Source organism: Amycolatopsis sp. AA4, from assembly GCF_002796545.1.
Taxonomy (GTDB): domain Bacteria; phylum Actinomycetota; class Actinomycetes; order Mycobacteriales; family Pseudonocardiaceae; genus Amycolatopsis.
In genome coordinates this window covers 1,766,435-1,792,947 of record NZ_CP024894.1, presented here as the reverse complement: position 1 = coordinate 1,792,947, position 26,513 = coordinate 1,766,435, and the positions used below count along the sequence as shown (strand labels likewise).

Sequence of the window (26,513 nt, the reverse complement as noted above, 5' to 3'; positions counted from 1 at the left end):
AGGCCCCTCCGGGACGGTGTCTTGGAGGGGCCTCTGCTTTAGGGTAGACATCGGATGTATCCGGATGCCTGACGAAAGGTGGTCGAGCGTGACCCAGCGTCGCCTGCCCCGGCCCAGCGAACTCAAAGAGATCCTGCGGCCGAAGCCGATCGTGCTCAACCCGACCGACCGGCGCCTGGCCGGCGCGCACACGATCGCCGACCTGCGGATGATCGCGCGCAAGCGGACCCCGCGCGCGGCGTTCGACTACACCGACGGCGCGGCCGAACTCGAGGACAGCCTGCGCCGCGCCCGGCAGGCTTACCGCCGCGTGGAATTCCAGCCCAACGTGCTGCGCGGAGTGTCCGATGTGGACACCAGCAGGGAGATCCTCGGCAAGCGCTCGGCACTGCCGTTCGCGTTCGCGCCCACCGGGTTCACGCGGATGATGCAGACCGAGGGCGAGAGCGCGGTGGCCAGGGTGGCGCAGCGCAACAACCTCCCGATGGCGCTCTCGACGATGGGCACCACGTCGATCGAGGACCTCGCCGCGGCCGCGCCGGACGCGCGCAAATGGTTCCAGCTGTACGTGTGGCGCGACCACGGCGCGGGCGAAGATCTGATGAATCGCGCGTGGGAGAGCGGATACGACACGCTCCTGCTGACCGTCGACACCCCGGTCGCGGGCCAGCGGCTGCGCGACGTCCGCAACGGTCTCACCATCCCGCCCGCGATCACGCTGAAGACGTTCGTGGACGGCGCGATGCACCCGGCGTGGTGGTTCAACCTGCTGACCACCGAACCGCTGAACTTCGCTTCGCTCAACCGGTTCGGCGGCACCGTCGCGGAACTGCTGGACAAGCTTTTCGACCCGACGCTGAACTTCGACGACCTCGACTGGGTGCGCCAGACCTGGCCGGGCAAGCTCGTGGTCAAGGGCGTGCAGAACGTCGACGACGCCCGTGACGTGGTGAAACACGGCGCGGACGCGGTCCTGCTGTCCAACCACGGCGGCCGCCAGCTCGACCGCGCGCCCACGCCGATCGAACTGCTGCCCGCGGCACTCGACGCGGTCGAGGGCGAGGCCGAGGTCTGGGTCGACACCGGCATCCTGTCCGGCGGCGACATCGTGGCCGCGCTGGCCCGCGGCGCGAACGCGGTGCTGATCGGCCGCGCGTTCCTGTACGGCCTGATGGCGGGCGGCGAACGCGGCGTGCAGCGCTGCGTGGACATCCTGCGCACCGAGATGGTCCGCACGATGCAGCTGCTCGGGGTCCGGCGGGTGGACGATCTGCGCCCCACCCACGCGACGCTCCGGTGAGCGTCAGTTCGGCATAATCCGGTATCCAGTGACGGGCATCACGTCTCCTCTCTTCGGAACGTCCGAGGGAGGGGACCATGTCCGTCACGCTGAACCGCCGCGCGCTGGCGATGCTGCGCGCGATCGCCGCCGGCCGAGCCGAACTCACCCGCAGCTGCGAACCGGACCTGAGAGTCGACGGCCTGCCCTGCTGCGACCAGACGACCGCGCACGACCTCGTCCGGGAAGGCCTGGTCCGCCCGGCGTCCGCGCTGGGCGGAGCGGTCGGGCAGTGGACGCCGGCCGAGCTGACCCCGGACGGTCAGCTCGCGCTCGGCGCCTGAGCGAGCGAGGTTGCCGTCAGCGCGCCGCGGCGACGGTCTTGCCGCCGGACACCGCGGTGCGCGCCGAGCGGTTCCAGGTGACCCAGCCGTGGATCACCAACGCGGCGAAGACCAGGTAGATCGCGGCCGAGAAGTACAGGCCGGAGCTGATCTGCAGCGGCACGCCGATCGCGTCGACCACCAGCCACACGCCCCAGAACTCCACGAGACCGACGCCCTGGGCGGCGAACGCGACCAGCGTCCCGACGAAGATCGCGGCGTCCGGCCACGGCGCCCACGAGGCGTCGAGCGCCTGGAGCGTCAGGGCCATCGCGACCGTGCCCAGCGCGAACGCGCCGAGCATCACGGCCCGCTCGGTCCAGCGGCCCTTGCGCACGACCACGCCGTACACCGGGTCGGTCCGGCGGTTCCAGGCCCACCAGCCGTAGAGCGAGATGAGCAGGATCGCGACCTGGCGTCCGGCGAGACCGCCGAGATGCGCGGAGGCGTAAACGGAGAAAAGCAGCACGGTCGCGCCGACCTGGACCGGCCAGGTCCACAGCGTCCGCCGCTGCGCGAGGAACACGACCGCGAGCGCGAACAGCTGCCCGGCCAGCTCGGCGATCGAGATCCACTGCCCGAACACGGTCACGCCGTGGTGCAACAGGAAGTCCACGTCGGCACCCCTTCCGATCTACGCCTCCCAACATGCAACACGGAGCGGCCATTCCCGTGCCGATGTGAGACTGCAGACAGTCCCGCTCAGCGGACGCCCGGACCGAACATGGCGAAGGCCCGGCGCCGAAGTGGCACCGGGCCTTCATCGCTCGAGCAAGCGCGCAGGGCCGCGCTGCCTCAGCAACGCGGCCCTGGCCCCCGATCCTCAGATCGGGAAGGACCGTCAGCGAAGCGGCCGACCGGGCTCGAATCCGGTCAGCAGCACGGCCCGGCGCCGGTGAAGGCCCCGCGGAGCACCTCGTCCGCGGAGCACCGGCCTCGCCTTTCCTTCCGGTACTGCCTCAGCGCTCCACGCGGCCGAACCCGGCGGGCGGGGTCGGCGGCTCCGGCGGGCGGCCGCCGTCCGCGGGCATCTGGCGGGTCTGCTCGCCGGGCTGCGGAAGGCTGCCCGACTGCGACTGCGGGTAGGCCTGCGGCCGGGTCTGCCCGGCGTGCGCGTGCTGTCCGCTCACCTGTCCCGGCTCCCGCGGGCCGGCGCCGCTGCCGGAACCCGAGCCGAGCTGGCCCTGCAGGTTGGCCAGCCAGCCGTCCCACCGCTGCTGGGCCGGTTTGATCAGGCCGCCGCCGAAGCCGACCACGATCACGCCGCCCGCGGTCGCGAGCACCGCGATCAGCAGCGGGCCGGTCACCGAGGTCGCGATGTTGACCTGGCCCAGCGCCGCGATGATGCCGAACGCCATCACCAGCCAGTACGCGATCGTGCTCAGCAGCCGTCCGGCCGGACGGCCCGACAGGGCGCCGGCGACGACGTCCCGCACGACCTTCGCGATCGCCGCGGCCACGATGATCAGCACCACCGCGACCAGGATCCTCGGCAGGAACGCGATGATGTCGTTCAGCAGCTGGCTCACCGGGTTCGACTGCCCGAACACCCCGAACGCCAGCTGCAGCGCGATCAGCAGAATGAAGTAGTAGACGAGTTTCACGAGCACCGTGGTGGCGTCGAGATTCGCGCCCTTCACCATTCCGGTCAGCCCGGTCTTCTCGACCAGGCGCGTGAAACCGAGTTTTCCGAGAACGAGCCCGAGGGCTTTGGACACGGCTTTCGCGATCAGCCAGCCGATCAAGAGGATGATCAGAAAACCCACGAGTTTCGGGACGAACGTGGCCACCAGATTCCAGGCCTGTCCGAGTCCGTCCTTGAGTTGTTCACCCACGCTGGCTCCCTTCGCCGCGGTTCGACGTGGATTCCGGCACCGTCCTGTCGCACCGGGTCGCAGGACAGGTACCCACTGGACCTGAGTGCTGTGCACCACGATCGAGTGAGACGACTGGCGCGGGAAGATCAATCGCCGCCATACTTGTCGTACCGGTGGGGACCGGGGAGACGAGGCCGCTCGGCGCAGCGAAAACCGCAAGCGCCGAGCGGCCTCGAACATTTCCCGCTCTTTCTCGCCGCGCGGCGGCGCTTCCGAGACGAATGCGGTTCGGGTTTTCTCCGCCGTTCATCTGGCCTTCATGTTCGGCCGATTGCCGGGTCCCCGCCGGATTTGCGCGCCGACCAGGGCGCGACCGCGCGGAGATCCGGACGGGAATCCCGGAGAGGCCCGGTCCGCGCGGTGCGAATTCGCGTTGCCGGACAGCCGCCGGCCGCGAATTGCGCGGATCTTCCGCCCGCCCGCCGGATAACCGCGAGGCGGCAATAGCGCGCGGAGCGAAGGTCGTTAATTGACGCGTGGCCAACGGTCGCGACGGCGCGCTCGCGAGGGGCGGCGTGCCCGCAACTCACCCGTTGCCGCTAACCCACGTGGGTTAGCGCCTCCGCCGCCCCCGTCCCTCACTGGGCCACCGCGTCCACCGAGAGTAGACAGAAACGGCGGGCCGCGGCATCCCGCCGCGACCCGCCGTCCGAAACCCCGCCGTCAGGCAGCGCGCAGCGCGTCCCGCAGCTTCACCTTCGCGCCGGTGCGCATCACCGCGTTGCGGTAGATCCGCGCGGCCAGCCAGATCAGCGCCGGGATGAGCGCCACGACTAGGCCGACCGACAGCACCGCCTCCCACACCGGCACGCCGCCCATCGCCAGCCGCATCGGCATCATCGTCGGCGCGAACACCGGGATCACCGACAGCACCTCGGCCAGCGGGCTCCCCGGATTCGACGGCAGGATCGAAATCCCCACCACGTACCCGGCGATCACGAACATCAGCGCGGGCATCGTCGCGCCCGCCACGTCCTCCTGCCGCGACACCAGCGCGCCCAGCGCGGCGAACACGATCGAATACATGAAGAACCCGAGCAGGTACCAGACGATCAGCCAGATCACCGTGCCGACCGCCGCGTTCACCGAGATCGTCAGCACCCCGAACCCGAGCCCGGCCGCGACGCCCGCCACGCCGATCGCCAGCATCTGGATCAGCCCGACGGTGCCGATGCCGAGCACCTTCCCGGCCATCAGCTGCCACGGTTTGATCGTCGACAGCAGCAGTTCGACCACCCGCGACGTCTTCTCCTCGACGACGCCCTGCGCCACGCCCTGCCCGTTGAGCATCAGCGAGAGGTAGATCAGGATGCCCGCGATGATGCCGAGCACCAGCTGCTGCCCGTTGTAGTCGTACGGCTTCTCGAGCGGCGGCAGTTCGTCGATCGTCGCCTCGGCGGTCGCCTGGCGCACCTTCGCCGGGTCGCCGCCGAGGGATTCGATCTGCTGGTTGAGCGCCAGCTGCCCCTCGAGCACGGTGAAGGTGTTCTTCAGCTTCCCGTCCAGGTCCTTCTTCACCTGGACGTGCACGCGCTTCGCGTCCTGCACCAGCAGCGCGTCGATGGAGCCGTCCCGCAGCTTGTCCTGGCCGGTCTTCTCGTCGGGCACCTGCTGCGTCGCGACGGTCTGGCCGATCGACTTGGCCGTCGCGGTCAGCGGCTCGGCCAGCTGCGCGGCGGCGGGCACGTAGCCGACCGTCGCGTCGGCGCTCCCGCCGCCGTTGAAGAATTTGAAGATCAGCGCCAGCCCGACGACGATCAGCACCATCACCAGCGTGGTGACGCGGTAGGCCTTGGAATTGACGCGCGTGGTGATTTCCCGCCCGGCCACGAGGCCGACCGCGGACAAGGGGCTCATCTGGACGTTCGACCCGGTCATGCCGCGGCCTCCTGCTGCTCGGACACGACGGAACGGAACAACTCGGTCAGGGAAGGCAGTTTGCGCGCGAATTCGCGCACCGGGCCGGTCGCCAGCGCGGCGCGCAGCACCGCCTGGTCGTCCGCGCCGTCGGCCAGTTCGAGTTCGGTCACCGCTCCCTCGCGGCCGATCACGGTCACCCCGGGCAGCCCGGCCGCCCAGTTCTCCGGCGCCTCCGGCGCGTCGACGAGCAGCCGGGTCGTCCCGCCCGCGCGCAGTTCCGCCACCGTGCCGGACGCTTCCATCCGTCCACTCCGGACAATCCCGATCCGGTCGCACAGCCGTTCCACCAAATCCAGCTGGTGGCTGGAAAACACGACTGGAACGCCCTCGGCCGCCTTTTCCTTCAGCACGTCGCTCATCACGTCGACGGCCACCGGGTCCAGTCCGGAAAACGGTTCGTCCAGCACGAGAATCCGCGGTTCGTGCACCAGTGCGGCGGCCAGCTGCACGCGCTGCTGGTTGCCGAGGCTGAGCTTCTGCACCTCGTCGTCGCGGCGCGCGGCCACGCCGAGGCGTTCGGTCCAGCGCTCGCTCGAGGCCTTCGCTTCCGCGGCGGGCATTCCGTGCAGCCGGGCCAGATACGTGAGCTGTTCTCCGACCTTCATTTTCGGGTACAGCCCGCGTTCCTCCGGCATGTAGCCGATCTGCCTGCGCGTTTCGTGCGTGATCGGTTCGCCCGCGTAGCGCACCTGTCCGGCGTCGGCGCTCAGCACGCCGAGCGCGATGCGCATCGTGGTCGTTTTTCCCGCCCCGTTGCTGCCGACGAATCCGAACAGCTCCCCCGGCCGCACGTCGAACGTCATGTTCTCGAGCGCCACCACGGCGCCGTACCGTTTGGAGATCCCGTCGATCTCCAGTCCGGGCTCTGGCATGGCCCGTCCCCCTGTTCTCTTTTCCCGGGGTGATCCCCTGCCACCCCACCCGGGATCCTAGGCACTTCGGCGGGCCGCCGCCCACCACCTCGGGTCGCTGCCGCGTCCGCCTGAAGTTGCGGGTCGCGGGCGGCACGTAGGATCGGCTCCGACATGGCCGACACCACGGGACGACCCGCGCGCAAGCACCACGGGCTGTCCGCGAAAACCCTGCGCAGCCTGGAGCACGCCTCCGGGCGGCTGGCGAGCGCCAGCGTCGCGGAAATGGAACGCCGCCTGGTGTGGTTCGCGCGGCTGCCCGCCGACCAGCGCGCCAGCGTCCTGCTGATCACGCAGACCGGGGCCAGCGGATTCGTCGCGTGGCTGCGGGATTCGAAGGAAGCGCTGAAGCTCACCACCGAAGCGTTCCGCGACGCGCCGACTGAAGTGTCGCGCTGGATCAGCCTGCGCCAGGCCGTCGCGATGGTGCGGCTCGCGATCGAGGTGTTCGAGGAACAGCTCCCCGAATTCGCCGCGTCGGAAACCGAACGCGCCGCGTTGATCGAAGGAATTCTGCGCTACGGCAGGGAAATCGCTTTCGCCGCGGCCAATTCCTACGCCGCCGCGGCGGAAGCGCGCGGTGCGTGGGATGCCCGGCTGGAAGCTCTCGTGGTCGACGGAATCGTCCGCGGCGACGCCGAGGAATCCGTGTTGTCCCGAGCCGCGGCGCTCGGCTGGGACCCGGCCGCGGCGGCGACGGTCATGGTGGGAAATCCGCCCTCGGAAGACCCGCCGACGGTGGTTTTCGACGTCCGCGCCCGCGCCGCGCGCGTCGGCCGCGCGGTGTTGTTGTCGGTGCAGGGTTCGCGATTGGTGATCGTGATCGGCGGCCCCACCGAGGGCGGGCCGAAGGAACGCGAAATCCTCGCCCGGATGGCCACAGTCTTCGCCGATGGCCCGGTCGTCGCGGGCCCGACGGTGCCGACGCTCGCCGAAGCCCACCACAGCGCGGCCGAAGCCCTGTCCGGACTGCGCGCGGTAGTCGGCTGGCCCGCCGCGCCACGCCCGGTCCGCTCCGACGACCTCCTCCCCGAACGCGCGCTCTCCGGCGACCCCGGCGCGGAACGGCTGCTGGTCGACCTGGTGGCCCGGCCGCTGGAGGAGGCGGGTGCGGCGCTGCAGCGTACGGTCGAGACCTACCTGGACACCGGCGGGGTCCTGGAACGCTGCGCGCAAACGCTGTTCGTCCACCCGAACACGGTCCGGTACCGGCTGCGCAAGGCGGCCGAACTCACCGGCCGCAACCCGACCGACGCCCGAGACGCGCTGGTCCTGCGGGTCGCGCTCACCGTCGGCAGGCTGGCCCGGGCTCGCGGCCTCTGGTGAGAGCCGCTCCCGACCCGGCGCGTTGGAGGTCCGTGAAGGGCTCCTTGAGGGAACTAGATTCCCTCAAGGAGCCCTTCACGGACGTCTGCGCGAGCAGGCAGCGCGCGTGACAGACTTCACGGCAAGCGCTGGTTGAATCCCACAAGGCAGATGGGTTAAGGACCGGGTTCTCCGGCGGGTCTTTGGAGGTTTCCTCCAATAACGCCGCACGGACTTGGTGACCGCCCGCAGCCGAAGCACGACCGGTCCCGTGGTCTCATAGACAGCGTGACAGTCGCAGTCCTCTCCCCCGGCCAGGGCTCCCAAGCCCCCGGCATGCTCGCTCCGTGGCTCGAACTCGACGGCGCCCGCGCGCGCGTCGAAGAGTGGTCCGCCCGTTCCGGGCTCGACCTGATCCGGCTCGGCACCGAGGCCGGGGCCGAGGAGATCCAGGACACCGCTGTCGCGCAGCCGCTGATCGTCGCGCTGTCCCTGCTGTCCTTCGAGCACCTCCCGGTCCCCGACGACGCGCCGGTCGCCGGGCATTCCGTCGGCGAGCTGGCCGCGGCCGCGATCGCCGGCGTGCTCACCCCGGCAGACGCCGTCGCGCTCGCCGCGGCGCGCGGCGCGGAGATGGCCAAGGCGTGCGCGCTCGAACCGACGTCGATGGCCGCGGTGATGCTCGGCGATCCCGAGGAAGTCGCCGCGTGGCTGGAAGGCCAGGGCCTCGCCGCGGCGAACCGCAACGGGGCCGGGCAGATCGTCGCGTCCGGGTCCGCCGCCGCGATCGAGCGGATCATCGCCGAGCCGATGGAGGGCACGAAGATCCGTGCGCTCAAGGTCGCCGGCGCCTTCCACACGCCCTACATGGCCCCCGCGGAAGACGCCCTGCGCGAGCACGCCGCCGGTCTCTCCCCGGCCGACCCGACGCGCCCGCTGCTGTCCAACGCCGACGGCCAGGTCGTCACGAGCGGCGCGGAATACCTGCGCAGGCTCGTCGCCCAGGTGACCCGCCCGGTCCGCTGGGACCTCACCATGGACGGGCTCGTCTCGCTCGGCGTGGACCGCACCGTCGAACTGGCGCCCGCGGGCACCCTGACCGGACTGGTCAAGCGGCAGCTCAAGGGCGTCGTCACCACTACCACCGCGCTGAAGACGCCCGCCGAACTGGCGGCGCTGCGCGAGGAGGACGCCCAGTGACCGCCCGCCCCGTCATGAACCTGGCCCCGGGAGCCCCCGCCGCCCGCATCCTGGGCTTCGGCAGCCACCAGCCGGACCGGATCGTCACCAACGACGACCTGTCGCAGCTCATGGACACCAGCGACCAGTGGATCCGCGACCGCGTCGGCATCATCGAGCGGCGGTTCGGCGAGAAGGAGGACGTGCTCGTCGACTACGCCGTCGCCGCCGGGACCAACGCGCTCGCCGACGCGGGCGTCGACGCGTCCGAAGTGGACACCGTCATCGTGCCCAACTGCACCATGCCGTCCCCGATCCCCAACGCGGCCGCGCAGGTGGCCGCGCGGATCGGCGTCCCGAACCCCGGCGCGTTCGACCTCAACGCCGCGTGCGCCGGGTTCTGCTACGGCCTCGGCGTCGCCTCCGACCTGGTGCGCGCGGGCTCGGCGAAGAAGGTCCTCGTGATCGGCGCGGAGAAGCTCACCGACGTCGTGGACCCGACAGACCGCGCGAACGCGATCATCTTCGCCGACGGCGCGGGGGCCGCGCTGGTCGGCGCGTCCGACGAACCGGGCATCGGCCCAGTGGCGTGGGGCAGCGCGGGCGAGCTCGTCGACCTGATCTACATGCGCGACCACCGGTGGATCTACCAGGAGGGCCAGTCGGTCTTCCGCTGGGCGACCACGCAGATCGCGCCGATCGCGCTGCAGGCGCTGGAAGCCGCCGGGCTGCAGCCGTCCGATGTGGACGTGCTGGCCCCGCACCAGGCGAACCTCCGGATCGTCGAATCGATCGCCAAGAAGCTGCGCGCCAAGGGGGCGCGCGAGGACATGGTGGTGGCCGACGACATCAAGTACTCGGGCAACACCTCGTCCGCCTCGATCCCGATGGCGCTGGACCACATGCGCAAGGCGGGAACGGCGAAAAGCGGCGACGTGGTGCTGGCGGTCGGCTTCGGAGCCGGGCTTTCCTATGCCGCGCAGGCGTTCGTCCTGCCCTGAGCGATACTTCCCCCGCGGGCGCCGTGCCCGCGAGCGGACCCGCAGAAGAACCGAGAAGGGAACAACACCGATGGCTGACAACACTGAGATCCTCGCCGGCCTCGCCGAGATCGTCGAAGAGGTCGCCGGCGTGGCTCAGGACGACGTCACCGAGGAGAAGTCGTTCGTGGACGACCTGGACATCGACTCGCTGTCGATGGTCGAGATCGCCGTGCAGGCCGAGGACAAGTTCGGCGTCAAGATCCCGGACGACGAGCTGGCCAACCTGAAGACCGTCGGCGACGCGGTGAACTACGTGTCCGCCAACTCGAAGTAAGTCCTCTTCGTACCCGGGCCCCGGTCCGGAGCCGACCTTGGGGAGACTCCCATGAGCAACATCGACGTCGTGATCACCGGCATGGGCGCGACCACGCCGCTGGGCGGGGACGTCGCGTCCACCTGGGACGGTCTGCTGGCCGGCCGCAGCGGGATCCGCACGATCGAGGCGGACTGGGCGGAGGAGCTGGACCTGCCGGTGCGGATCGCGGCGCAGCTCGCCGTCGAGCCGACCGACATCCTGCCCCGCGTGCAGGCCCGCCGGCTCGACCGGTGCGAGCAGGTGGCGCTCATCGCCGCCCGCCAGGCCTGGGCCGACGCGGGGTTCGCCGAGCAGACCGACGAGCACACGGACGTCGAACCGGAACGCCTCGGCGTTTCGATCGGCACCGGGGTCGGCGGGCCGGTGACCCTGCTGACCCAGAACGATCTGTTGCACCAGCAGGGTCTTCGCAAGGTGTCGCCGCTGACCGTGCCGATGCTGATGCCGAACGGCCCGGCCGCGCACGTGGGCATCGACCTGAAGGCCCGGGCCGGGGTGCACTCGCCCGCGTCGGCGTGCGCGTCCGGGGCCGAGGGCATCGCCAACGGCTTCGAGATGATCCGGTCCGGACGGGCCGACGTGGTGGTCGCGGGCGGTTCCGAGGCCTGCATCCACCCGATCACCGTCGCCGGTTTCGCCCAGGCGCGCACGGTGTCGACGCGCAACGACGACCCGGCGGCCGCGTCGCGTCCCTTCGACGTGAGCCGCGACGGCTTCGTGCTCGGCGAGGGCTCCGGCGTCGTCGTGCTCGAGCGGGCGGACCGCGCGAAGGCCCGCGGCGCGCGGATCTACGCGAAGCTGGCCGGCTACGGCCTGACCTCCGACGCCTACCACATCACGGGCAACCACCCGGAGGGCATCGGGCAGATCGCGGCGATGCGCGCGGCGATGACGATGGCCGGACTGTCCCCTTCGGACATCGGCCACGTGAACGCGCACGCGACGTCCACTGTGGTCGGCGACATCGGCGAGGCGGCCGCGATCCGCGCGGCGATCGGCGAGCACCCGGTGGTCACCGCGCCTAAGGGCGCGCTCGGCCACCTCGTCGGCGGGGCCGGAGCGGTCGAGGGCATCGCGACGATTCTCGCGCTGTACGAGGGCGTCGTGCCCGCGACGCTGAACCTCACCGAACTGGACCCGAAGGTGCAGCTCGACGTCGTGGCCGGGGAGAACCGCAAGGTCGAACTCGCCGCGGCGCTGTCCAACTCGTTCGGCTTCGGCGGGCACAACACGGCGCTGCTGTTCACGCCGGCCAACTGAGGACCCTTTTCACGCTGAAGGCCCCGCGGGAGCTTCCCGCGGGGCCTTCGGCGTTTCAGGACTTCAGCATTTGTCGTGCTCGGTGGCCGTCCCGTCGACGGTGTCGATCCGGTACGAACCGTGCTCGTACTTCATCGGCAGCACCAGCCGCCAGTGGATGCACTTCTCCTGGAAGTCGACCGGGGCCTCGTTGAGCGACTGCGTGCTGGTGAACGCGACCAGCGCCCGCAGCGTGCCCTGCGCGCCCGGTTCGATGCGGTACAGCAGGACGTCGACGTCCTTCGTGGACTGGAAGTTGCGGTGCCAGTCCGCTTCCGGCGTCTTGCTGCGGCGCGCGTCGCTGACCGTCTCGGTCCAGGCCTCGTAGTCCTTCTGGTTCAGCGCGGTGAAATACGCCTTCAGCACGCCGCGGACGGCGTCGTCCTGCGGGTGGTTCTGCGCGTCCGGAGTGGCCCCGACCTCGACCGCGCCGGATTTGTCGGCCGAACCGCCGCGGGTCGTGGCCGACGGGGCCATCGCCTCGTTGCCGGACGCGCGCGGGGAATCGGGGCGGCGGTACAGCTCGCGGGCGAGCAGGCCCCCGGCGACAGTGAGGGACAGCACCACCACGAGCACGGGGATCAACCACCGCTGACGGGACGGCGGGGCCGGGTGAACACTCACCCGGGTGAGGGTACCGCCCCCGCTCACCCGACCTGGTGCAGCCAGGTGACCGGGGCGCCGTCGCCCGCGTGCCGGTACGGCTCGAGCGCCTCGTCCCAGGCCGCGGCGAGGAGTTCGTCGAGTTTGTGCGCGAGGGTTTCGCCGCCGCGGGTCATGCTGACGAGCGCGCGCAGCTGGTCCTCGCCCACGACGATGTCGCCGTTGGCGCTGGTGCGGCCGTGCCAGAGCCCGAGACCGGGCGCGAAGCAGAACCGCTCGCCGTCGACGCCCGCGCTGGGCTCCTCGGTGATTTCGAAGCGCACCATCGGCCACGCCTTGAGCGCGGCGGCGAGTTTGCCCGCGGTTCCCGCGGGCGCGCTCCAGCTGCATTCGGCCCGGAGCTGTCCCGGACTGGCCGGCTGGGCCGTCCACTTCAGCTCGACGCGGGCGCCAAGGGTGCCCGAAATCGCCCACTCGACGTGCGGACATACCGCAGACGGCGACGAGTGGACGTACACCACGCCTCGGGTGCTGCCACGGGTGCTCACTGCTGACCTCCGCTTGTTCGACGAGGGACGTCTTCCCCTACGACCTCTCGAACCTTGCGCAGGTTGCGTAGCCTCCACGGCAGTTCCCGACCTGTGTAGCACATTCTGCACCCCAACCGTGCTGTTTGGCCACACGAACACCACAAGTCGCGGCGGACGACCCATTGTGGTGAGCCACGCCGACGCGAGGGCGCGGAGCACGGTTCCGGCGGCCCGGCACGCTAGCGTGGTGCACCGGAAACGCTGCGGATTCGACAGGAGAGTTTCGGTGCGACTGGTCCGTCTCGGGCAGCAGCCCTCGCGCGTCGCGGAGGACGTGCGGGCCGCGCTCGCCTCCCTCGGCCGGGGGAGCACGGTGATCGGCGGCGTCGCGCTCGTCGGCGCCCGCCCGACCGGGGACCGTCCGGTCGAGGCGGTGGTCGTGCTGCCCGCGGGCGTGCTCGTCGTGATCGGCGTGGACCTGCCCGACCCGGCGCTGCGCCTCGAAGCCCCGCTGAGCGGCCCGTGGAAGGCCGACGGCTGGCCCCTCGTGCACGGCGACGACGTCAACCCGGCCACCGAAGCGCTCGATCTTTCCCAGGAATGCGAACGTCGCATCGCGGAACTCGGCGGCGGCCCGGTCGGCACGATCGTGGCGGTCGGCCCGTACGTGGAGACGGTCGACCAGCCGCCCGGCGACCTCGCGGGCCCGGTCCGCGTCCTGCACCCGACGCCGACAACCATGCTGGCGGCGACGGTCTCCCTGGCCACGGCGCGGCATCCCCGGTCGGTGGACCAGGCGCGGGCGCTGATCGCGGCGCTGGCGCCGGACGCGCCGGAGCTTTCGGACGAGGTTTTGCGCGGCGAGGGGTTCGTGCGGTTCGCGGACGACGTTCCCGTTCCGCCGGGGCCTCGGTCTCCTGGCGCTGGGGCGGCTGCGGCTGGGCCTGGTGGCGCGACGAGCGATGGCACCGCCGCCGCGAACCCCGGTTCCGCGGTCGCCGGGGCACAAAACGGCTCCCAACCCGGGCCTGCCGCTCCAGCTCTTGCCGCTCCCGGAACCAACGGCTGGTCGAGCACAGCTCCGGGAAAGGCCGGGATCTCCGCATCCGCGGGGCTCGGTGCTGCGGCGGCCTCCGTCCCCGCCGCGGCCGCCGGTTCCGCCGCCCAGCAGGCCAGCGACAGTTCCGATTCGGCCCAGCCCACCGACGGCTCCGGCCCGGCTGGTGCCGCCAGCACAGGATCCACCGCCGCCACCGCCAGCCCGACGGGACGGTCGGCCGCGGATGTCGTCCCCAGCAACCCCGCAGCACCGCAGACTCCCACGGAACAATCGACCGCGGATGCCGGTCCCGGCAACACCGCAGTCGCGCCGACTCCGGCGGGTGCCGGAGACACCCCCGGGCTTCCCGTCTTCCCCGGTGCGGGCAGCACCACGGCACCGAAGGCTGCTGCTCCCCCCAGCACCCCTTCCGCCGCGCCGAAACCCGCCGCTCCCCCGGCCCCGCGGCCGAAGATCATCGCGGTGCGGCCGCCTCGAACGGAGACGCCGCCAACCGAGCCGGAGTCGCTGTCCGAAGCGCCGACCGAGTCCGCTGATCCGCCCGAGGCGCCGACCGAGAAGATGCCGTCTCCGGCGAAGCCGCAGGCCGCCGGACGTCCACGCGAGACGGTTCCGCCGGTCGTGCCCGTGACGGTTCCCGGGCCGAGCAGTCCGCCGCTCGGTGCGCCCTCGCCGGCACCCCTCGCCGCGACGGGCACGGGAGCCAGGACAGCCAGCACCGGAACCGGAACACCCACTGGCGCGGCAGTCAGCACAGGGACAACAACGACCGGCGCAGGCGGGATGGGAGCAGGGGCCACCGGAGCGGCGGCCACCGCCGCGACTGGCCCGACGACCCCGGCCGACCCGGGGCAACCAGGCTCCCGGACGGTCAAGTGGGTGCCGATCGCGGCGATCGTGCTGCTGGTCGTCCTGGTGGTGTCGGCGATCGTCGTGGCGACCAGCGGCGGTGAGGACACCGCTGCCGCCCCGCCCGCCAGCAGTGCGCCGCCGAGCAGCGTTCCGAGTCCGGCGCCCAGCAGCGTCCCGTCGAGCGCGCCACCGGCCCCGACTCTCACCTTCGAACCCCGGGCGAGCAGCGCCGACCAGAAGTGCGCGTCGCACGCTTTCGGGGACGTCCAAGCGAGCCTGCAGCAAACCAGCTGCTCCGCGGTTCGCCGCGCGAGCTATACCGCGCTCGTGGACGGGCGGCCGGCCGCGGTCACCGTCGCGGTGGTCGAGTTCCCCGACGCCGGACAGGCCGATCGCCTCAAGCAGATCGCCGACAACCCAGGTGGCGGCGGAATCCTGGACGTCGCCACGGAAACCGGCAAGTGGCCGTCCGGCCCGCCGCAGTTCGACGGTGCCGCCTACGCCAGCAAGATCGACGGGAAGGGCGTGCGGATCGTGCAGGCGGTCTGGCAGCCCGGACCGTCCACTGCGGACGATCCCGGGCTGGTGCGCGCGGCGAAGGGCGCGCTCGACTTGCCGCTGCCTTCCTGAGCCCCGGGTTGCCGCCGCGGCGCCCGGCAGCTCACTGCCACCCGTTCTCCAACAGGTCGAACGCCACGTCGACCATCGCTGGCGGATCGTCCGAGCGATCCGCCAGCACGGCCGTCTCCAGCGCGAAATGGGCCAGCACGGCACACCGCGGATCACCCTCCGGCGCGCCGGTCTCCTCGGCGATCACCCGGCTCAGCGAATGCTCGTGCCCCATCCACATCTTGTGCCAGTACTCGGCGAGCGCGGGCGTCTCGCGCACCAAGCGCAGCAACGGTTCGGCCTCCGCGCGGATGCCGGACGTCGCCCGGACGTGCACATGCGCGCGGAGCGCCGCCAGCACCGACATGCCCTCCGGCCGGTCGCGGACCGCCGAGACCAGCGCCTCGTCCACCTCCGGCTCCCGGTCGAAAACGAGGGCTTCCTTCGTCGGGAAGTGCTTCATCAGCGTGGTGGTGGACACGTCGGCGGCGTCGGCGATCTCGCGCACGGTCACCTGGTCGTAGCCCCGCTCCAGGAACATCCGCAGGGCAGCGTCGGCCAGCGCCTGGCGGGTCGCCGCCTTCTTGCGTTCACGCCGGCCGGGAACGGGGGCACTGGTCATGCCCCGACGCTACCGGAAAGCAAGCTCAGAGCCCGTAAGCCTCCAGCAGCCGCAGCCACACCTCGCTGATCGTCGGGAACGCCGGGACCGCGTGCCACAACCGGTCCAGCGGCACTTCGCCGACGACCGCGATCGTCGCGGAATGCAGCAGTTCCGCCACGTCCTGGCCGACGAACGTGACCCCCAGCACGACCCCGCGTTCGGTGTCGACGACCATCCGCGCTTTGCCCTGGTATCCGTCGGCGTGCAGGGAGGAACCGGCGACCGCGATGTCGATGTCCACCACCCGGTCCGCGGATCCGTCGCGCGCCTCGGTCAGGCCGACCGACGTCACCTCCGGGTCGGTGAACACGACCTGCGGCACCGCGTGATGGTCGGCGGTCGCGCTGTAGCGGCTCCACGGTTCGGTCGAGATCTCCTCGCCGCGGGCGCGGGCGGCGACCGAGTCCCCGACGACGCGAGCGGCGTATTTTCCCTGGTGGGTCAGCAAAGCCCGGCCGGTGACGTCGCCCGCGGCGTACAGCCAGCCACCCTCCACAGCGGACACTCGGCCGCTTTCGTCGACCTCGAGCGCGCGGTCGGTCGGCAGGCCGAGCACGTCCAAGCCGATCGAACTGGTCGCGGGCGCGCGACCGGTGGCGACCAGCAGTTCGTCGACCACGATCTCGTCGCCGCCGGACAGTTTCAGCCGCGTGCCACCGTCCACACTGGACACTTCGGTCAAGCTCGAGTTCACGTGCACCCGAACGCCCGCCTCGCGCAATCCGTCCAGCACCAGATCACCGGCGAATTCCGGCAGGCGAGGCAGCGGCCGTTCGCCGGTGATCACGAGGTCGACCTGTGCGCCCAGCCGGGCCCACGCCTGCGCCATTTCGACGCCGACCACGCCGCCGCCGAGGACGCCGAGCCGTCCGGGCACCTGCGTCGCCGACGTCGCTTCCCGCGAACCCCACGGCTTGATGGTGTCCAGACCCGGAATCCGCGGCGTGCGCGGGACGCTGCCGGTGCACACGATCACCGCGTGCCGGGCGGCGAGAACGCGGCCGTCGTCGAGCGTGACCTCGCGCTCGCCGGTGATCCGGCCGTAGCCGCGCACGGGTTCGAGCCCCGCGCCGCGGGCCCATTCGACCTGGCCGGAGTCGTCGCCCTTGCCGGTGAACCAGTCGCGGCGCGCGAGGACCTTCTCGGCGTCGAGCGCGTCGCCGATCGGCACGCCGGGCATCCGCTTGGCCGCGGCGAGCAGGTTTCCCGGGCGCAGCAACGCCTTGCTCGGGATGCACGCCCAGTACGAGCACTCGCCGCCGAACCGTTCGTGTTCGACCAGGGCCACCTTCAGCCCGCCCTTGGCGGCCCGTTCGGCGGCCACTTCCCCGACCGGACCCGCCCCGATGACCACGACGTCGAAAGTCTCTGCTGCCATGCGCACAGCGCACACCACCGCGCAGGTTCGCGCAAGCCTGCCGCTATTCTCGTACGAGAGCTGCAAGAAACCGGCGGCACCGCGAAATCCGGGTCGTCGCCGTGCCGGTTGCACGCACGACCACGATCGAGCACGGGAGGCTCCCATGGCGAGGAACACTGCTGTCCGCACACTGGACGACCTGACCGGAGGACGCGCGGCCGAGACCGTCGCGTTCGCGCTGGACGGCGTCGAGTACGACATCGACCTCGGCGCCCGCAACGCGGCGGCGCTCCGGCGGCTGCTGGAACGCTACGCCAAGGCGGGCCGCCGGACCGGCGGGCGGAAGCTGCGGCCGCGGCTCCTCGCCGGGGCGAAGAAGGCCGAGGCCAAGCCCGCGGCGGAGAAGCCCGTCGCGGCGGGCAAGGGCGCGAAAGCCGTTGCTGGCAAGAAGACCGCTGCCGCCGGCACCGCGAAGAAGACTGCCCGAACGGGTGGCGCGACCGGGACCGCGCGCAAGGCTCCGGCCAAGTCCGCGGCAGCCAAGACCACCGCGAAAGCGAGGTCGACGAGCGCCGCGGCGGCCAAGCCCGCGCCCAAGGCGACGAAGGCCGCCGCGGTCAAGGCCCCCGCCGCCGCGAAGGCGAAGACGGCGACCGTCAAGGCCCCTGCCGCCGCGAAGGCGAAGACCGCGACCGTCAAGACCGCGGCGCCCGCGAAGGCAACCGCTCCGGCTCCGGCCAAGCCGCGTCGCCGTGCGGCCAGCGCGGTGCCGCCGGTGCTGTTCTCCGCCTCGGAGAGCTGATCCGTTCCGTGAAGGCTCCTCGCGGGAATCCGCTTCCCGTAGGGAGCCTTCACGGCTTTCCGCCTCGGATGTGCTTGCCGGACAAGGCGATTACGAACGTTGGCGTCCCTCGGCGTGCCAGTCGGGATATTCGTAGCGGCTCCACAGCAACGCTCGCTGCCGCTCCAACTCTCCTGCCGTCGGTTCGCGCGGCGGAAGCGGACCGAGGAGTCCCGCCGCGGCCGCGCGGACGGTGTCTTCCACTTCCGCCAACGGCAACCGCACGCCGTGGTCGAGCAAAGACGCCACCTTGCTCCGGTGCGAGTCCAGCGGCTTCGGGTCCGGCGGCGGACCGGTGAGATACGCGCCGACGCGAGCGGCATCGGTGTCGACCAGCAGCGTCGAATGCGCCAGCAGCACGTCTTTGGTCCGGAACACCGCGAAGCCGCACAGTTTCGCGTCGCCGACGAAGATCCCGCGGTCGCCGATCCGGGCGGGGAGACCGAGTTTCTCTACTGCGGCGGACATCACCAGGCCGAGCATTTCCAGCGGACGCGGCGAGGGGCCGGGCAGCACGAGCGTCACGTTGAGATTGCCCGGGTCGTGGAACACCGTGCCGCCGCCGCTGGCTCGCCGCAGCACCGGAACGCCGTCGCGAGCGCATTCGTCCACGCGGACTTCGCGCGCGATCCGCTGTCCCCGGCCGACCACGACGCACACCGGGTTGCGCCACAGCCACACCACCGGCTCGGTCGGACCCTCGCGCAGCAGTGCTTCGTCGAACGCCAGGTTTTCGGCTGGGTCGGCGAACTCGGCTCGGACTTCCGACCCGCTCGGCATAACGTTCCTCCACGATCTGCTGGACTTCGGGATCGTAGAGCAGGCTCAGGACGCGGCCGGTCCGAGCAGGTCCCAGCGGTTGCCCGCGATGTCCCGGAACACGACGACCTGGCCGTACGGCTCGGTCCGCGGTTCGCCGAGGAACTCGACCCCCGCGTCGCGCATCCGCTGATAACTCGCCGCGAAATCGTCCACCCGCAGGAAAAACCCGACGCGACCGGCGTGCTGGTCGCCGACCGCACGCGCTTGCCGCTCGCCGTCGGCCCGCGCGAGGAGGAGGCCGGTTTCGCCGCCGGGCGGACGGACGACCACCCACCGTTTGGGGCGGCCGTCGTTGGTGAGCGACGGCGAGTCCTCGACCAGGTCGAAACCCAGCGCGCGGGTGAAGAAGTCGATCGCCTCGTCGTAGTCGTCGACGATGATCGCGGTCAGGTGCAGATAGGCCATGTCGCTAAGGCTGCCAGTGCGGCACCCCGAGCAGAATCATCCGGAGCCGTTTTTTCCGCCGCGACCAACGTGCGCTCGTCGGCGGCGGTGTCGCCGGGACGGATGTCGAGCAGTTCGGCGACCGTGCCGAGCATCGCGGTGACGATGAGGTCGGCCAGCACGTGCAGGTCCTCGGTGGGCCAGGTGCGCAGCGGGTCGAAGCGCGCCAGGTCCAGCGCCAGGTCGCTGGAGAACATCCGCATCTCGACCGCGATCGCCCGGGACACCGCGCCGGGCCCGGAGTAGCGCTCGCGCGTGACGAACCGGAAGTGGTCCTCGTGCTCGCGGACGTGCCGGTGCAGCGTGTGCACCGAAGCCCGGATCATCCCGCCGTAGCCGCTCTGCTCGGTGCGCGCGCCGCGAAGCAGGCCGCGCAGCGTGCGCGTGGTCTCCTCGACCAGCGCGACGCCCAGTTCCTCCATCGAGGAGAAATGCCGGTAGAACGCCGTCGGCACGATGCCCGCGCCCTTCGCGACCTCGCGCAGCGAAAGGCTGGCGAAACTCCGGTCGGCGAGCAGGTCGAGCGCCGCGTCGAGCAGCGCCTGACGGGTGCGCTGTTTGCGCTCCTGCCGGCTCACCGGGCCGGCCGGCTCCTCGGCTGCGGACACGTCGAGCAGCGTACTGGCGATCGCCGCATGGCCCACGTCACATCACCTCGCTTCCGCGTTGACAGGCCCCCCGGCCTTGCCCCCACACTAGTCAGTGTACGACTGTGCACTCAACTTCTGGAGGGGTGATGACCGCACTGCTCCCGCGCCGCGTGCGCGGGCTCGTCTCGCTCGCCGAGGCGCTGCTCACCCCGCACGGCGCGGACCGGTACCTCGAACTGGTCGACCCGATGCTGGTGCGGCGCGAGATCCGCGGCCGCGTCACCGCCGTGCGGCATCAGACGCCGGACACCGTCACCTTCACGGTGCGTCCGAGCCGGGCGTGGCAGGGCTTCCGCGCCGGCCAGTACGTGCGGATGCAGGTGGAGATCGACGGCGTGCGCCGGACCCGCTGCTACTCGCCGTGCGGCGCGCAGGGCAGCGGCGACCTGGAATTCACCGTGAAAGCCGACCCGAAGGGCCTGGTCTCGCGGCATCTGCAGGACACCGCTGTCGGCGCGGTGGTCGGGCTTTCGCCGGCGGACGGCGAATTCACCCTGCCGTCGCCGCGCCCGGACCGGATCGTGCTGATGAGCGGCGGCAGCGGGATCACGCCGGTGCTCGCGATGGCCCGGACGCTCGTCGCCGAGGGACACCCCGGCGAGATCGTGTTCCTGCACTACTCGAACACCCCCGCGGACGCGCTCTACCGGGAGGAACTCGCCGAACTCGCCGCCCGGCACCCGGGTTTCCGAGTGGTCCACGCCCACACCCACGCCCGCCGCGGCGGCGACCTGCACGGCCTGTTCTCCGTCGAGCACCTGGAGAAGGCCGCGCCGTGGTTCCGCGAGGCGGAGACGTTCCTCTGCGGTCCGGCTCCGCTGATGGCCGCCGCCCGCGAACTCTTCGAAAACGAAGGGTTGAGTGAACGACTGCACACCGAAGAGTTCACCGCGGCACCGTTGACCTTCGCCGAGGAGGCCGCCGAGGGCCGGGTGCGCTTCGCCCGCAGTGGCAAGGAGTGCGACAACTCCGGCAAGCCGCTGCTCGAACAGGCCGAGGACGCGGGCCTGACGCCGGAGCACGGGTGCCGGATGGGCATCTGCTTCTCGTGCACGCAGCTCAAAACCGCCGGACGCGTCCGCAACGCCCGCACCGGCGAGGTCTCCGGCGAGGAGAACGAAGAAATCCAGCTCTGCGTCAGCGTCCCCGTCGGGGACGTCGAAATCGACGCCTGACCACCGGAGGTATGCAGCATGACCGGTTTGCAGGACCGCCTGACCCCCGAACAGGTCGAGGAATTCGGCCGGGAGCTCGACGCGCTGCGCCAGCGGATCGTCGACGACCTCGGCGAGGAGGACCTCGAGTACATCCGCAAGATCATCAAAACCCAGCGCGCGCTGGAGGTGACCGGCCGCGGCCTGCTGTTCGCCGGCTTCCTGCCGCCCGCGTGGCTGGCCGGCGTCGCGGCGCTGTCCGCGGCGAAGATTCTCGACAACATGGAGATCGGCCACAACGTGATGCACGGCCAGTACGACTGGACGCGCATCCCGGAGCTGAGCTCGCAGCGGTTCGAATGGGACACCGTCGCGCCGGCGGAGAACTGGCGGCATTCGCACAACTACATCCACCACACGTACACCAACATCGTCGACAAGGACCGCGACGTCGGCTACGGAATCCTCCGGATGGACCCGGCGCAGAAGTGGCATCCGTACTACCTGGGCAACCCGGTGTACGCGACGCTGCTCGCGCTGCTGTTCCAGTGGGGCGTGATGCTGCACGACCTGGAGGTCGAGCGGGTCGTGAAGGGCGAGCGAACGTGGGCGGAGAACGTGCCGGTGCTGCGCCGGATCGTCCGCAAGGCGTCGCGCCAGATCGGCAAGGACTATGTCCTGTTCCCGCTGCTCACCGGCCCGCTCGCGCCGCTGACGTTCCTGGGCAACGCGAGCGCCAACCTGGTCCGCAACCTGTGGGCGTTCTCGATCATCTTCTGCGGCCACTTCCCGGCGGACGTCGAAAGCTTCACCGAGGAAGAGACCGAGAACGAATCGCGCGGCCAGTGGTACCTGCGCCAGATCCTGGGCTCGGCGAACATCACCGGCGGCCCGCTGTTCCATATTTTGTCGGGGAACCTGTCGCACCAGATCGAACACCACCTGTTCCCGGACCTGCCCGCCCGCCGCTACCCGCAGATCGCGGACGAGGTGCGGGAAATCTGCGAACGCTACGGCCTGCCATACAACACGGGCCCGTTGCGCAAGCAACTGTGGTCGGTAGCGAAGAAAATCGTGCGGCTGGCCCTCCCCGGAAAACCGGCCCCGACCGCTACCGTGGACCCGGAACGGCAACTCCGAGCAGCCTGAGGAAGCCCATGGTCGGCCCATTCGAAAGTGGCAAGGACACCGTGCAGGAGCTGACGGAGTCAGCAGCCACCCACATCGGCAACATCGCCACGATAATCACCGGCGCGGTCCGCGACATAGCCCGCGAAACGGGCGACTGGTTCACGGACATGATCGAAATGCGCGAAGCAGCCCAACGCGCCAAAGAAGACGACGCCCGCCTGGACCCCAGCAACGAGACAGACTGACGCGTCGCCAGCCCGGCTAGTCCGTGAGGGGAACCCTACGGGACTCTGAGTCCCTCAGGGTTCCCCTCACGCCCGTCCCACCGCAGCAACGCCCACGCCCCCAATGCCACATTGGTTGCGTCCCACGCACCCAACGCCACATTGGGTGCATCCCACGCACCCAACGCCACATTGGGTGCATCCCACGCACCCAACGCCACATTGGGTGCATCCCACGCACCCAACGCCACATTGGGTGCATCCCACGCACCCAACGCCACATTGGGTGCATCCCACGCACCCAACGCCACATTGGGTGCATCCCACGCACCCAATGCCACATTGGGGCGCTAACCGCACGCCGCAACCCCCAAGCCCCCACGCACCCAAGCCGCGCAACAACCGCCACCGCCGCACCCAAACAACGCACCACCCAACCCGCGAAAAAACCGCAGCCGCCACACCCAACCCCCGGGGGCACCCACCCCTCCCCCAACCCCGATACAAAGCCGCCCTGCGGTTCGGGGGTGCTTGTCAAGGCATCTTTCCCGCCTTGACAAGCACCCCCGAACCGTCAGCACAATCAAAATTCGGGGTGCCCCACGCAACCAAAGACGACGGCAATGTCGCCCCCCAGGGCGACGAGGTAGGGCTATCCCCCACACCACCACCCCAGCCACCCGGCTACCCCCCACCCCGCCCCGACGGCAAACTCGACCAGGTGACCCGCCCAAGCCCCCCACCCAGCAACACCCCCCAGGTCACCCCATGACCCCCAGAACCCTCTGGCCTCCCACCCCGCGCCAAGCCCTCTCCGAAACCGCCTGGCTGGCGACCACCGGCCTCCTCCCCCTCCTCTCCCTGGTCCTCCTCCTCGTCGGAACCGCCCTGGGCCTGGCCCTCACCCCGGTCCTCTTCGGCATCGGCCTCCTCATCGCCGTCCTCCGCGGAGCGAGGCTCGCCGGAAGCATCCACCGCCGCCTGGCCGCGAAATTCCTCGCCCTCGCCCTGCCGCCCCCGCCGAGAACCGAGCTGAAACCCGGCCTCTGGAACTGGCTGACCGCCCGCCTCGGCGACCGCGCGGCCTGGCGCTCAGTCGCCTACCTCCTGCTCCGCCTCCCCTTCGGCCTGGTCGCCTTCCTCGGCGCCGGCGCACTCGGCTTCTACGGCCTGGCCTCCTTCACCTACCCGCTCACCTGGCTCCTCGCCGCCCGGCGCGACCACGGCCTGCCGGTCTTCAACATCCAGAGCCCGACCTGGATCGGCACCCTGGGCTGGTGCCTCACCGGCGTCCTGATCCTGACCGCCTGGCCCGCCGTCGTGCACCAGATCGCCAACGCGGACCGCTTCCTCCTCCGCACCCTCGCAGCCGACCCCGACCTCCGCGAACGAGTCCGCTTCCTCGAGGAAACCCGCGCCACCGCCCTCGACGAAGCAGCCGAACAACTGCGCCGCATCGAACGCGACCTCCACGACGGCGCTCAAGCCCAATTGGTCGCCATGGCCATGAAACTGGGCCTGGCCAAGGAAGAACTGGCCACTGACACCGTCAACCTGGACCAGCTCCGCACCCTGGTCGACGCCGCCCACAGCAACGCCAAACAAGCCCTCACCGAACTGCGCGACCTGGCCCGCGGCATCCACCCCGCGGCACTGGACAAAGGCCTGAGCCTCGCACTGTCCACATTGGCCAGTTCCGCCGATTTCTCCGCGACAGTCACCGTGGAGCTGAGCCGCCGCCCGCCCCCGTCACTGGAAACCATCGTGTACTTCGCCGCCGCCGAACTCATGACCAACGCGTCCAAACACGGTGCCGGACGCTGCACAGTCCTGGTCGAAGACCGCGAAGACACCCTGCGGCTCACCGTCGTCGACCACGGCCAAGGCGGCGCCGCGATCATCCCCGGCGGCGGGCTCTCCGGGATCGCCGAACGACTCCGCCCGGCCGACGGCGAACTGACCGTGTCGAGTCCGGCCGGCGGCCCGACCGTCGTCACCGCGACCCTCCCGCTGCCTCGCTAGACTCGGGAAAATGAGGGGGAAACCGTGCGGATCGTGATCGCGGAAGACTCGGCCATCCTGCGCCAGGGCCTGGCCGAACTGCTGGGCCTGCGCGGCCACGAGGTCGTCGCGGCGGTGAAGAACGCCGACGACCTCCGCGCCGCCGTCCGCGAGCACCGGCCCGACGTGTCCATTGTGGACATCCGGATGCCGCCGACCCACACCGACGAAGGCCTCCGCGCGGCGATAGACCTGCGCGCCGAACGACCCGGCTGCGCGATTCTGGTCTTCTCGCAATACGTCGAAACCAACTACGCCAAGCAGCTCCTCGCCGGGGAAGCAGGCGCGGTCGGTTACCTGCTGAAGGACCGCGTCGCCGAGGTGTCGGACTTCCTTACCGCGCTGGAACGCGTCGCCGCCGGGGAGACGGTGCTGGATCCGGAAGTCGTCCGCCAGCTGTTCGCGACCACCGGCCACGCCGGCCCGCTCGCCGAGCTGACGCCGCGCGAACGCGAGATCCTCGGGCTGATGGCGCAGGGCCGGTCGAACTCGGCGATCGCGGCGGAGGCGTTCCTGTCCGCGGGCTCGGTCGAGAAGTACGTGACGAGCATTTTCGGCAAGCTCGGCCTGCCGCCGTCGGACGGGCACAACCGGCGCGTCCTCGCCGTGCTCCGCTATCTCGATTCCTGACGCCTACCCTGACGGCATGTACTCCACCGAGATCGAGGTGCACACCGGCGACGCCGCGGTCGTGCACAACCTGACCCGGGAGGCCGAGAAGTTCCTGCGCGACGCCGACGCCACCGACGGCCTGCTGCACGTGTGGGTGCCCCACGCGACGGCCGGGCTCGCGGTGCTGGAAACCGGCGCGGGCAGCGACGACGACCTCCTCGCCGCGCTCGACGACCTGCTCCCCCGCGACCACCGCTGGCGCCACCAGCACGGCACCGGCGGGCATGGCCGCGACCACGTGCTCCCGGCGTTCCTCCCGCCGTACGCGACGGTGCCGGTGCTCGGCGGCGTGCTGCTGCTCGGTACCTGGCAGTCGGTGTGCCTGGTGGACACGAACGTCGACAACCCCGTCCGCCGGGTCCGCTTCAGCTACCTCACCGGCTGATCCCGCCGTAGCATCGCGGACGTGACCGCCATTCGCTCGCACCGGCTGGTGCTCTGGGACATCGACCACACGCTCGTCGACTACACCGGGCTGGGCATCGGCTGGTACGGGGCCGCGCTCGCCGCGGCGACCGGCGCGGAGTTCCGCACGCATCCGGACTTCGGCGGCCGGACCGAACGCGCGATCACCGCCGACGTGCTCGCCCTGCACGGGATCGAACCGGACGAGGAAACCATCCAGCGGATGTGGCGGGAGCTGATCGCGGCCGTCGAACGCGCCCGGGAAACGCTGCCCGCGGAAGGCCGGGCGCTCGACGGCGCGGCGGCCGTGCTCGCCGACTTCGCCGGCCGCGAGGGCGTCGTGCAAAGCCTCATCACCGGAAACCTGCCGGAGATCTCGCTGCACAAGCTCGCCGCGCTCGGACTCGACGAACATCTCGATCTGGAGATCGGCGGCTACGGCTCGCTTTCGCCGCATCGCGCGGATCTCGTTCCGTACGCCGTCAAAGCCGCGGAAACGAAGCATGGCACGAAATTTCCTGCCGAATCCGTAGTGATTCTCGGGGATACGCCACACGACATCGAGGCGGCGCTCGCGTACGGCGCGGTCGCGATCGGCGTTGCTACCGGCCGGTTTTCCGCCGAACAATTGACGGACGCGGGCGCGCACCTGGTTTTGCCCGACCTCGCCGATCTTTCCGCGGTCCGCGCCGCGGTGCTCGGACTGCCCTGAGCGAGCGACCGGGATCACTCGTTCGGGCAGTTCTGGCGTCAACCCCTGTTCCGGGTCGGATACGCCGCATATTGGCCGAATGCCAGCGCATCTTCCCTGGTCAGAGCGCTGACCGGGGCCGAGGGTCAGTCTTGGGGCCAGGGTCGGGTCCCCCTGGGGTAGCAGTCCCTTAGGGGGAGAAGTAGGTCCGACGGCCGATGACCGCTT

26 protein-coding genes and 1 pseudogene are annotated in these 26,513 nt (G+C 70.7%); 16 read left to right on the top strand and 11 right to left on the bottom strand.

Going from position 1 to position 26,513, the window contains the following annotated elements; translation table 11 throughout:
* Positions 1 to 88 precede the first annotated feature (88 nt).
* Positions 89 to 1,300 (top strand): alpha-hydroxy acid oxidase, encoded by a 1,212-nt coding sequence (locus CU254_RS08600; protein WP_037713005.1) that lies wholly within the window; start codon positions 89 to 91, stop codon positions 1,298 to 1,300.
* A 77-nt stretch (positions 1,301 to 1,377) separates the two neighbouring features.
* Positions 1,378 to 1,623: a hypothetical protein gene (locus tag CU254_RS08595; RefSeq protein ID WP_009074705.1), complete on the top strand. Its 246-nt coding sequence runs from the start codon at positions 1,378 to 1,380 to the stop codon at positions 1,621 to 1,623.
* 16 nt (positions 1,624 to 1,639) lie between these two features.
* Here the strand turns inward: CU254_RS08595 and CU254_RS08590 are convergent, their stop codons facing one another.
* The 4 genes from CU254_RS08590 to CU254_RS08575 form a co-directional block, all read right to left on the bottom strand.
* Complete coding sequence (locus tag CU254_RS08590; RefSeq protein WP_009074703.1) at positions 1,640 to 2,278, bottom strand: nicotinamide mononucleotide transporter family protein; 639 nt, start codon at positions 2,276 to 2,278, stop codon at positions 1,640 to 1,642.
* A 343-nt stretch (positions 2,279 to 2,621) separates the two neighbouring features.
* Positions 2,622 to 3,497 (bottom strand): hypothetical protein, encoded by an 876-nt coding sequence (locus tag CU254_RS08585; RefSeq protein WP_199785844.1) that lies wholly within the window; start codon positions 3,495 to 3,497, stop codon positions 2,622 to 2,624.
* Between the two features lie 705 nt (positions 3,498 to 4,202).
* A complete protein-coding gene (locus CU254_RS08580; RefSeq protein ID WP_009074699.1) occupies positions 4,203 to 5,417 on the bottom strand; it encodes an ABC transporter permease in 1,215 nt (404 codons plus the stop codon).
* Positions 5,414 to 6,331, bottom strand: a complete 918-nt coding sequence (locus tag CU254_RS08575; protein WP_009074697.1) for an ABC transporter ATP-binding protein — start codon at positions 6,329 to 6,331, stop codon at positions 5,414 to 5,416. The genes CU254_RS08580 and CU254_RS08575 overlap by 4 nt, the downstream gene beginning before the upstream one ends.
* Before the next feature lie 153 nt (positions 6,332 to 6,484).
* On the opposite strand from CU254_RS08575, the gene CU254_RS08570 reads away from it, so the two are divergent.
* The 5 genes from CU254_RS08570 to CU254_RS08550 all read left to right on the top strand — a co-directional run bounded on the left by CU254_RS08570 (position 6,485) and on the right by CU254_RS08550 (position 11,473).
* Positions 6,485 to 7,696, top strand: coding sequence for a CdaR family transcriptional regulator (locus CU254_RS08570; RefSeq protein ID WP_009074695.1), 1,212 nt, complete (start codon positions 6,485 to 6,487; stop codon positions 7,694 to 7,696).
* Positions 7,697 to 7,963: 267 nt separating this feature from the next.
* Positions 7,964 to 8,875, top strand: coding sequence for an ACP S-malonyltransferase (locus CU254_RS08565; protein WP_009074693.1), 912 nt, complete (start codon positions 7,964 to 7,966; stop codon positions 8,873 to 8,875).
* Positions 8,876 to 8,889: 14 nt separating this feature from the next.
* Positions 8,890 to 9,855, top strand: a complete 966-nt coding sequence (locus CU254_RS08560; RefSeq protein WP_037716786.1) for a beta-ketoacyl-ACP synthase III — start codon at positions 8,890 to 8,892, stop codon at positions 9,853 to 9,855.
* Between the two features lie 70 nt (positions 9,856 to 9,925).
* Positions 9,926 to 10,171, top strand: a complete 246-nt coding sequence (locus tag CU254_RS08555) for an acyl carrier protein (protein WP_009074690.1) — start codon at positions 9,926 to 9,928, stop codon at positions 10,169 to 10,171.
* A 51-nt stretch (positions 10,172 to 10,222) separates the two neighbouring features.
* Positions 10,223 to 11,473 carry a beta-ketoacyl synthase gene (locus CU254_RS08550; protein WP_009074688.1) on the top strand — a complete coding sequence of 417 codons (1,251 nt, stop codon included), beginning with the start codon at positions 10,223 to 10,225 and terminating at the stop codon, positions 11,471 to 11,473.
* A 63-nt stretch (positions 11,474 to 11,536) separates the two neighbouring features.
* On the opposite strand, the gene CU254_RS08545 is transcribed toward CU254_RS08550, so the two are convergent.
* Both CU254_RS08545 and CU254_RS08540 read right to left on the bottom strand, forming a co-directional pair.
* Positions 11,537 to 12,136, bottom strand: coding sequence for a hypothetical protein (locus CU254_RS08545; protein WP_037712999.1), 600 nt, complete (start codon positions 12,134 to 12,136; stop codon positions 11,537 to 11,539).
* Positions 12,137 to 12,159: 23 nt separating this feature from the next.
* Positions 12,160 to 12,663 (bottom strand): DUF3145 domain-containing protein, encoded by a 504-nt coding sequence (locus tag CU254_RS08540; protein ID WP_009074684.1) that lies wholly within the window; start codon positions 12,661 to 12,663, stop codon positions 12,160 to 12,162.
* A 268-nt stretch (positions 12,664 to 12,931) separates the two neighbouring features.
* On the opposite strand from CU254_RS08540, the gene CU254_RS08535 reads away from it, so the two are divergent.
* Complete coding sequence (locus CU254_RS08535; RefSeq protein WP_009074681.1) at positions 12,932 to 15,187, top strand: hypothetical protein; 2,256 nt, start codon at positions 12,932 to 12,934, stop codon at positions 15,185 to 15,187.
* 31 nt (positions 15,188 to 15,218) lie between these two features.
* On the opposite strand, the gene CU254_RS08530 is transcribed toward CU254_RS08535, so the two are convergent.
* Together CU254_RS08530 and CU254_RS08525 are read right to left on the bottom strand one after the other, a co-directional pair.
* Complete coding sequence (locus CU254_RS08530) at positions 15,219 to 15,788, bottom strand: TetR/AcrR family transcriptional regulator (RefSeq protein ID WP_009074679.1); 570 nt, start codon at positions 15,786 to 15,788, stop codon at positions 15,219 to 15,221.
* A 25-nt stretch (positions 15,789 to 15,813) separates the two neighbouring features.
* The gene (locus tag CU254_RS08525; RefSeq protein WP_037712993.1) at positions 15,814 to 17,208 is read right to left on the bottom strand and encodes an NAD(P)/FAD-dependent oxidoreductase; all 1,395 of its coding nucleotides are present in this window, start codon (positions 17,206 to 17,208) and stop codon (positions 15,814 to 15,816) included.
* 145 nt (positions 17,209 to 17,353) lie between these two features.
* On the opposite strand from CU254_RS08525, the gene CU254_RS08520 reads away from it, so the two are divergent.
* On the top strand, positions 17,354 to 17,992 hold the full coding sequence (locus CU254_RS08520) for a histone-like nucleoid-structuring protein Lsr2 (RefSeq protein ID WP_037712992.1): 639 nt from the start codon (positions 17,354 to 17,356) through the stop codon (positions 17,990 to 17,992).
* Positions 17,993 to 18,082: 90 nt separating this feature from the next.
* On the opposite strand, the gene CU254_RS08515 is transcribed toward CU254_RS08520, so the two are convergent.
* The 3 genes and pseudogenes from CU254_RS08515 to CU254_RS08505 all read right to left on the bottom strand — a co-directional run bounded on the left by CU254_RS08515 (position 18,083) and on the right by CU254_RS08505 (position 19,941).
* A complete protein-coding gene (locus CU254_RS08515; RefSeq protein ID WP_009074674.1) occupies positions 18,083 to 18,811 on the bottom strand; it encodes a lipoate--protein ligase family protein in 729 nt (242 codons plus the stop codon).
* Positions 18,812 to 18,856: 45 nt separating this feature from the next.
* Entirely contained in the window at positions 18,857 to 19,258 is a 402-nt protein-coding gene (locus CU254_RS08510; RefSeq protein WP_009074672.1) for a VOC family protein, read from the bottom strand.
* A gap of 4 nt (positions 19,259 to 19,262) precedes the next feature.
* Positions 19,263 to 19,941: pseudogene (locus CU254_RS08505) on the bottom strand (TetR family transcriptional regulator).
* Positions 19,942 to 20,033: 92 nt separating this feature from the next.
* Here CU254_RS08505 and CU254_RS08500 point away from each other — a divergent pair.
* The 7 genes from CU254_RS08500 (at position 20,034) to CU254_RS08470 (ending at position 26,306) form a co-directional block, all read left to right on the top strand.
* Positions 20,034 to 21,122 (top strand): ferredoxin reductase, encoded by a 1,089-nt coding sequence (locus tag CU254_RS08500; protein ID WP_009074668.1) that lies wholly within the window; start codon positions 20,034 to 20,036, stop codon positions 21,120 to 21,122.
* 18 nt (positions 21,123 to 21,140) lie between these two features.
* Entirely contained in the window at positions 21,141 to 22,250 is a 1,110-nt protein-coding gene (locus CU254_RS08495; RefSeq protein ID WP_009074667.1) for an acyl-CoA desaturase, read from the top strand.
* An 8-nt stretch (positions 22,251 to 22,258) separates the two neighbouring features.
* Positions 22,259 to 22,477, top strand: a complete 219-nt coding sequence (locus CU254_RS08490) for a hypothetical protein (protein ID WP_009074665.1) — start codon at positions 22,259 to 22,261, stop codon at positions 22,475 to 22,477.
* A gap of 747 nt (positions 22,478 to 23,224) precedes the next feature.
* Positions 23,225 to 24,478, top strand: coding sequence for a sensor domain-containing protein (locus CU254_RS08485; protein ID WP_009074664.1), 1,254 nt, complete (start codon positions 23,225 to 23,227; stop codon positions 24,476 to 24,478).
* Between the two features lie 24 nt (positions 24,479 to 24,502).
* Entirely contained in the window at positions 24,503 to 25,147 is a 645-nt protein-coding gene (locus CU254_RS08480; RefSeq protein WP_009074662.1) for a response regulator transcription factor, read from the top strand.
* A 16-nt stretch (positions 25,148 to 25,163) separates the two neighbouring features.
* On the top strand, positions 25,164 to 25,574 hold the full coding sequence (locus tag CU254_RS08475; RefSeq protein WP_009074660.1) for a YjbQ family protein: 411 nt from the start codon (positions 25,164 to 25,166) through the stop codon (positions 25,572 to 25,574).
* A gap of 30 nt (positions 25,575 to 25,604) precedes the next feature.
* Complete coding sequence (locus CU254_RS08470; protein ID WP_037716784.1) at positions 25,605 to 26,306, top strand: haloacid dehalogenase-like hydrolase; 702 nt, start codon at positions 25,605 to 25,607, stop codon at positions 26,304 to 26,306.
* Positions 26,307 to 26,513 lie beyond the last annotated feature (207 nt).

Coding starts and splice junctions, on each gene's coding strand:
- CU254_RS08500 (WP_009074668.1), top strand. CDS start 20,034: ATGACCGCACTGCTCCCGCGCCGCGTGCGCGGGCTCGTCTCGCTCGCC.
- CU254_RS08490 (WP_009074665.1), top strand. CDS start 22,259: ATGGTCGGCCCATTCGAAAGTGGCAAGGACACCGTGCAGGAGCTGACG.
- CU254_RS08520 (WP_037712992.1), top strand. CDS start 17,354: ATGGCGAGGAACACTGCTGTCCGCACACTGGACGACCTGACCGGAGGA.
- CU254_RS08495 (WP_009074667.1), top strand. CDS start 21,141: ATGACCGGTTTGCAGGACCGCCTGACCCCCGAACAGGTCGAGGAATTC.
- CU254_RS08575 (WP_009074697.1), bottom strand. CDS start 6,331: ATGCCAGAGCCCGGACTGGAGATCGACGGGATCTCCAAACGGTACGGC.
- CU254_RS08510 (WP_009074672.1), bottom strand. CDS start 19,258: ATGGCCTATCTGCACCTGACCGCGATCATCGTCGACGACTACGACGAG.
- CU254_RS08570 (WP_009074695.1), top strand. CDS start 6,485: ATGGCCGACACCACGGGACGACCCGCGCGCAAGCACCACGGGCTGTCC.
- CU254_RS08515 (WP_009074674.1), bottom strand. CDS start 18,811: ATGCCGAGCGGGTCGGAAGTCCGAGCCGAGTTCGCCGACCCAGCCGAA.
- CU254_RS08555 (WP_009074690.1), top strand. CDS start 9,926: ATGGCTGACAACACTGAGATCCTCGCCGGCCTCGCCGAGATCGTCGAA.
- CU254_RS08550 (WP_009074688.1), top strand. CDS start 10,223: ATGAGCAACATCGACGTCGTGATCACCGGCATGGGCGCGACCACGCCG.
- CU254_RS08525 (WP_037712993.1), bottom strand. CDS start 17,208: ATGGCAGCAGAGACTTTCGACGTCGTGGTCATCGGGGCGGGTCCGGTC.
- CU254_RS08560 (WP_037716786.1), top strand. CDS start 8,890: ATGAACCTGGCCCCGGGAGCCCCCGCCGCCCGCATCCTGGGCTTCGGC.
- CU254_RS08530 (WP_009074679.1), bottom strand. CDS start 15,788: ATGACCAGTGCCCCCGTTCCCGGCCGGCGTGAACGCAAGAAGGCGGCG.
- CU254_RS08580 (WP_009074699.1), bottom strand. CDS start 5,417: ATGACCGGGTCGAACGTCCAGATGAGCCCCTTGTCCGCGGTCGGCCTC.
- CU254_RS08485 (WP_009074664.1), top strand. CDS start 23,225: ATGACCCCCAGAACCCTCTGGCCTCCCACCCCGCGCCAAGCCCTCTCC.
- CU254_RS08475 (WP_009074660.1), top strand. CDS start 25,164: ATGTACTCCACCGAGATCGAGGTGCACACCGGCGACGCCGCGGTCGTG.
- CU254_RS08595 (WP_009074705.1), top strand. CDS start 1,378: ATGTCCGTCACGCTGAACCGCCGCGCGCTGGCGATGCTGCGCGCGATC.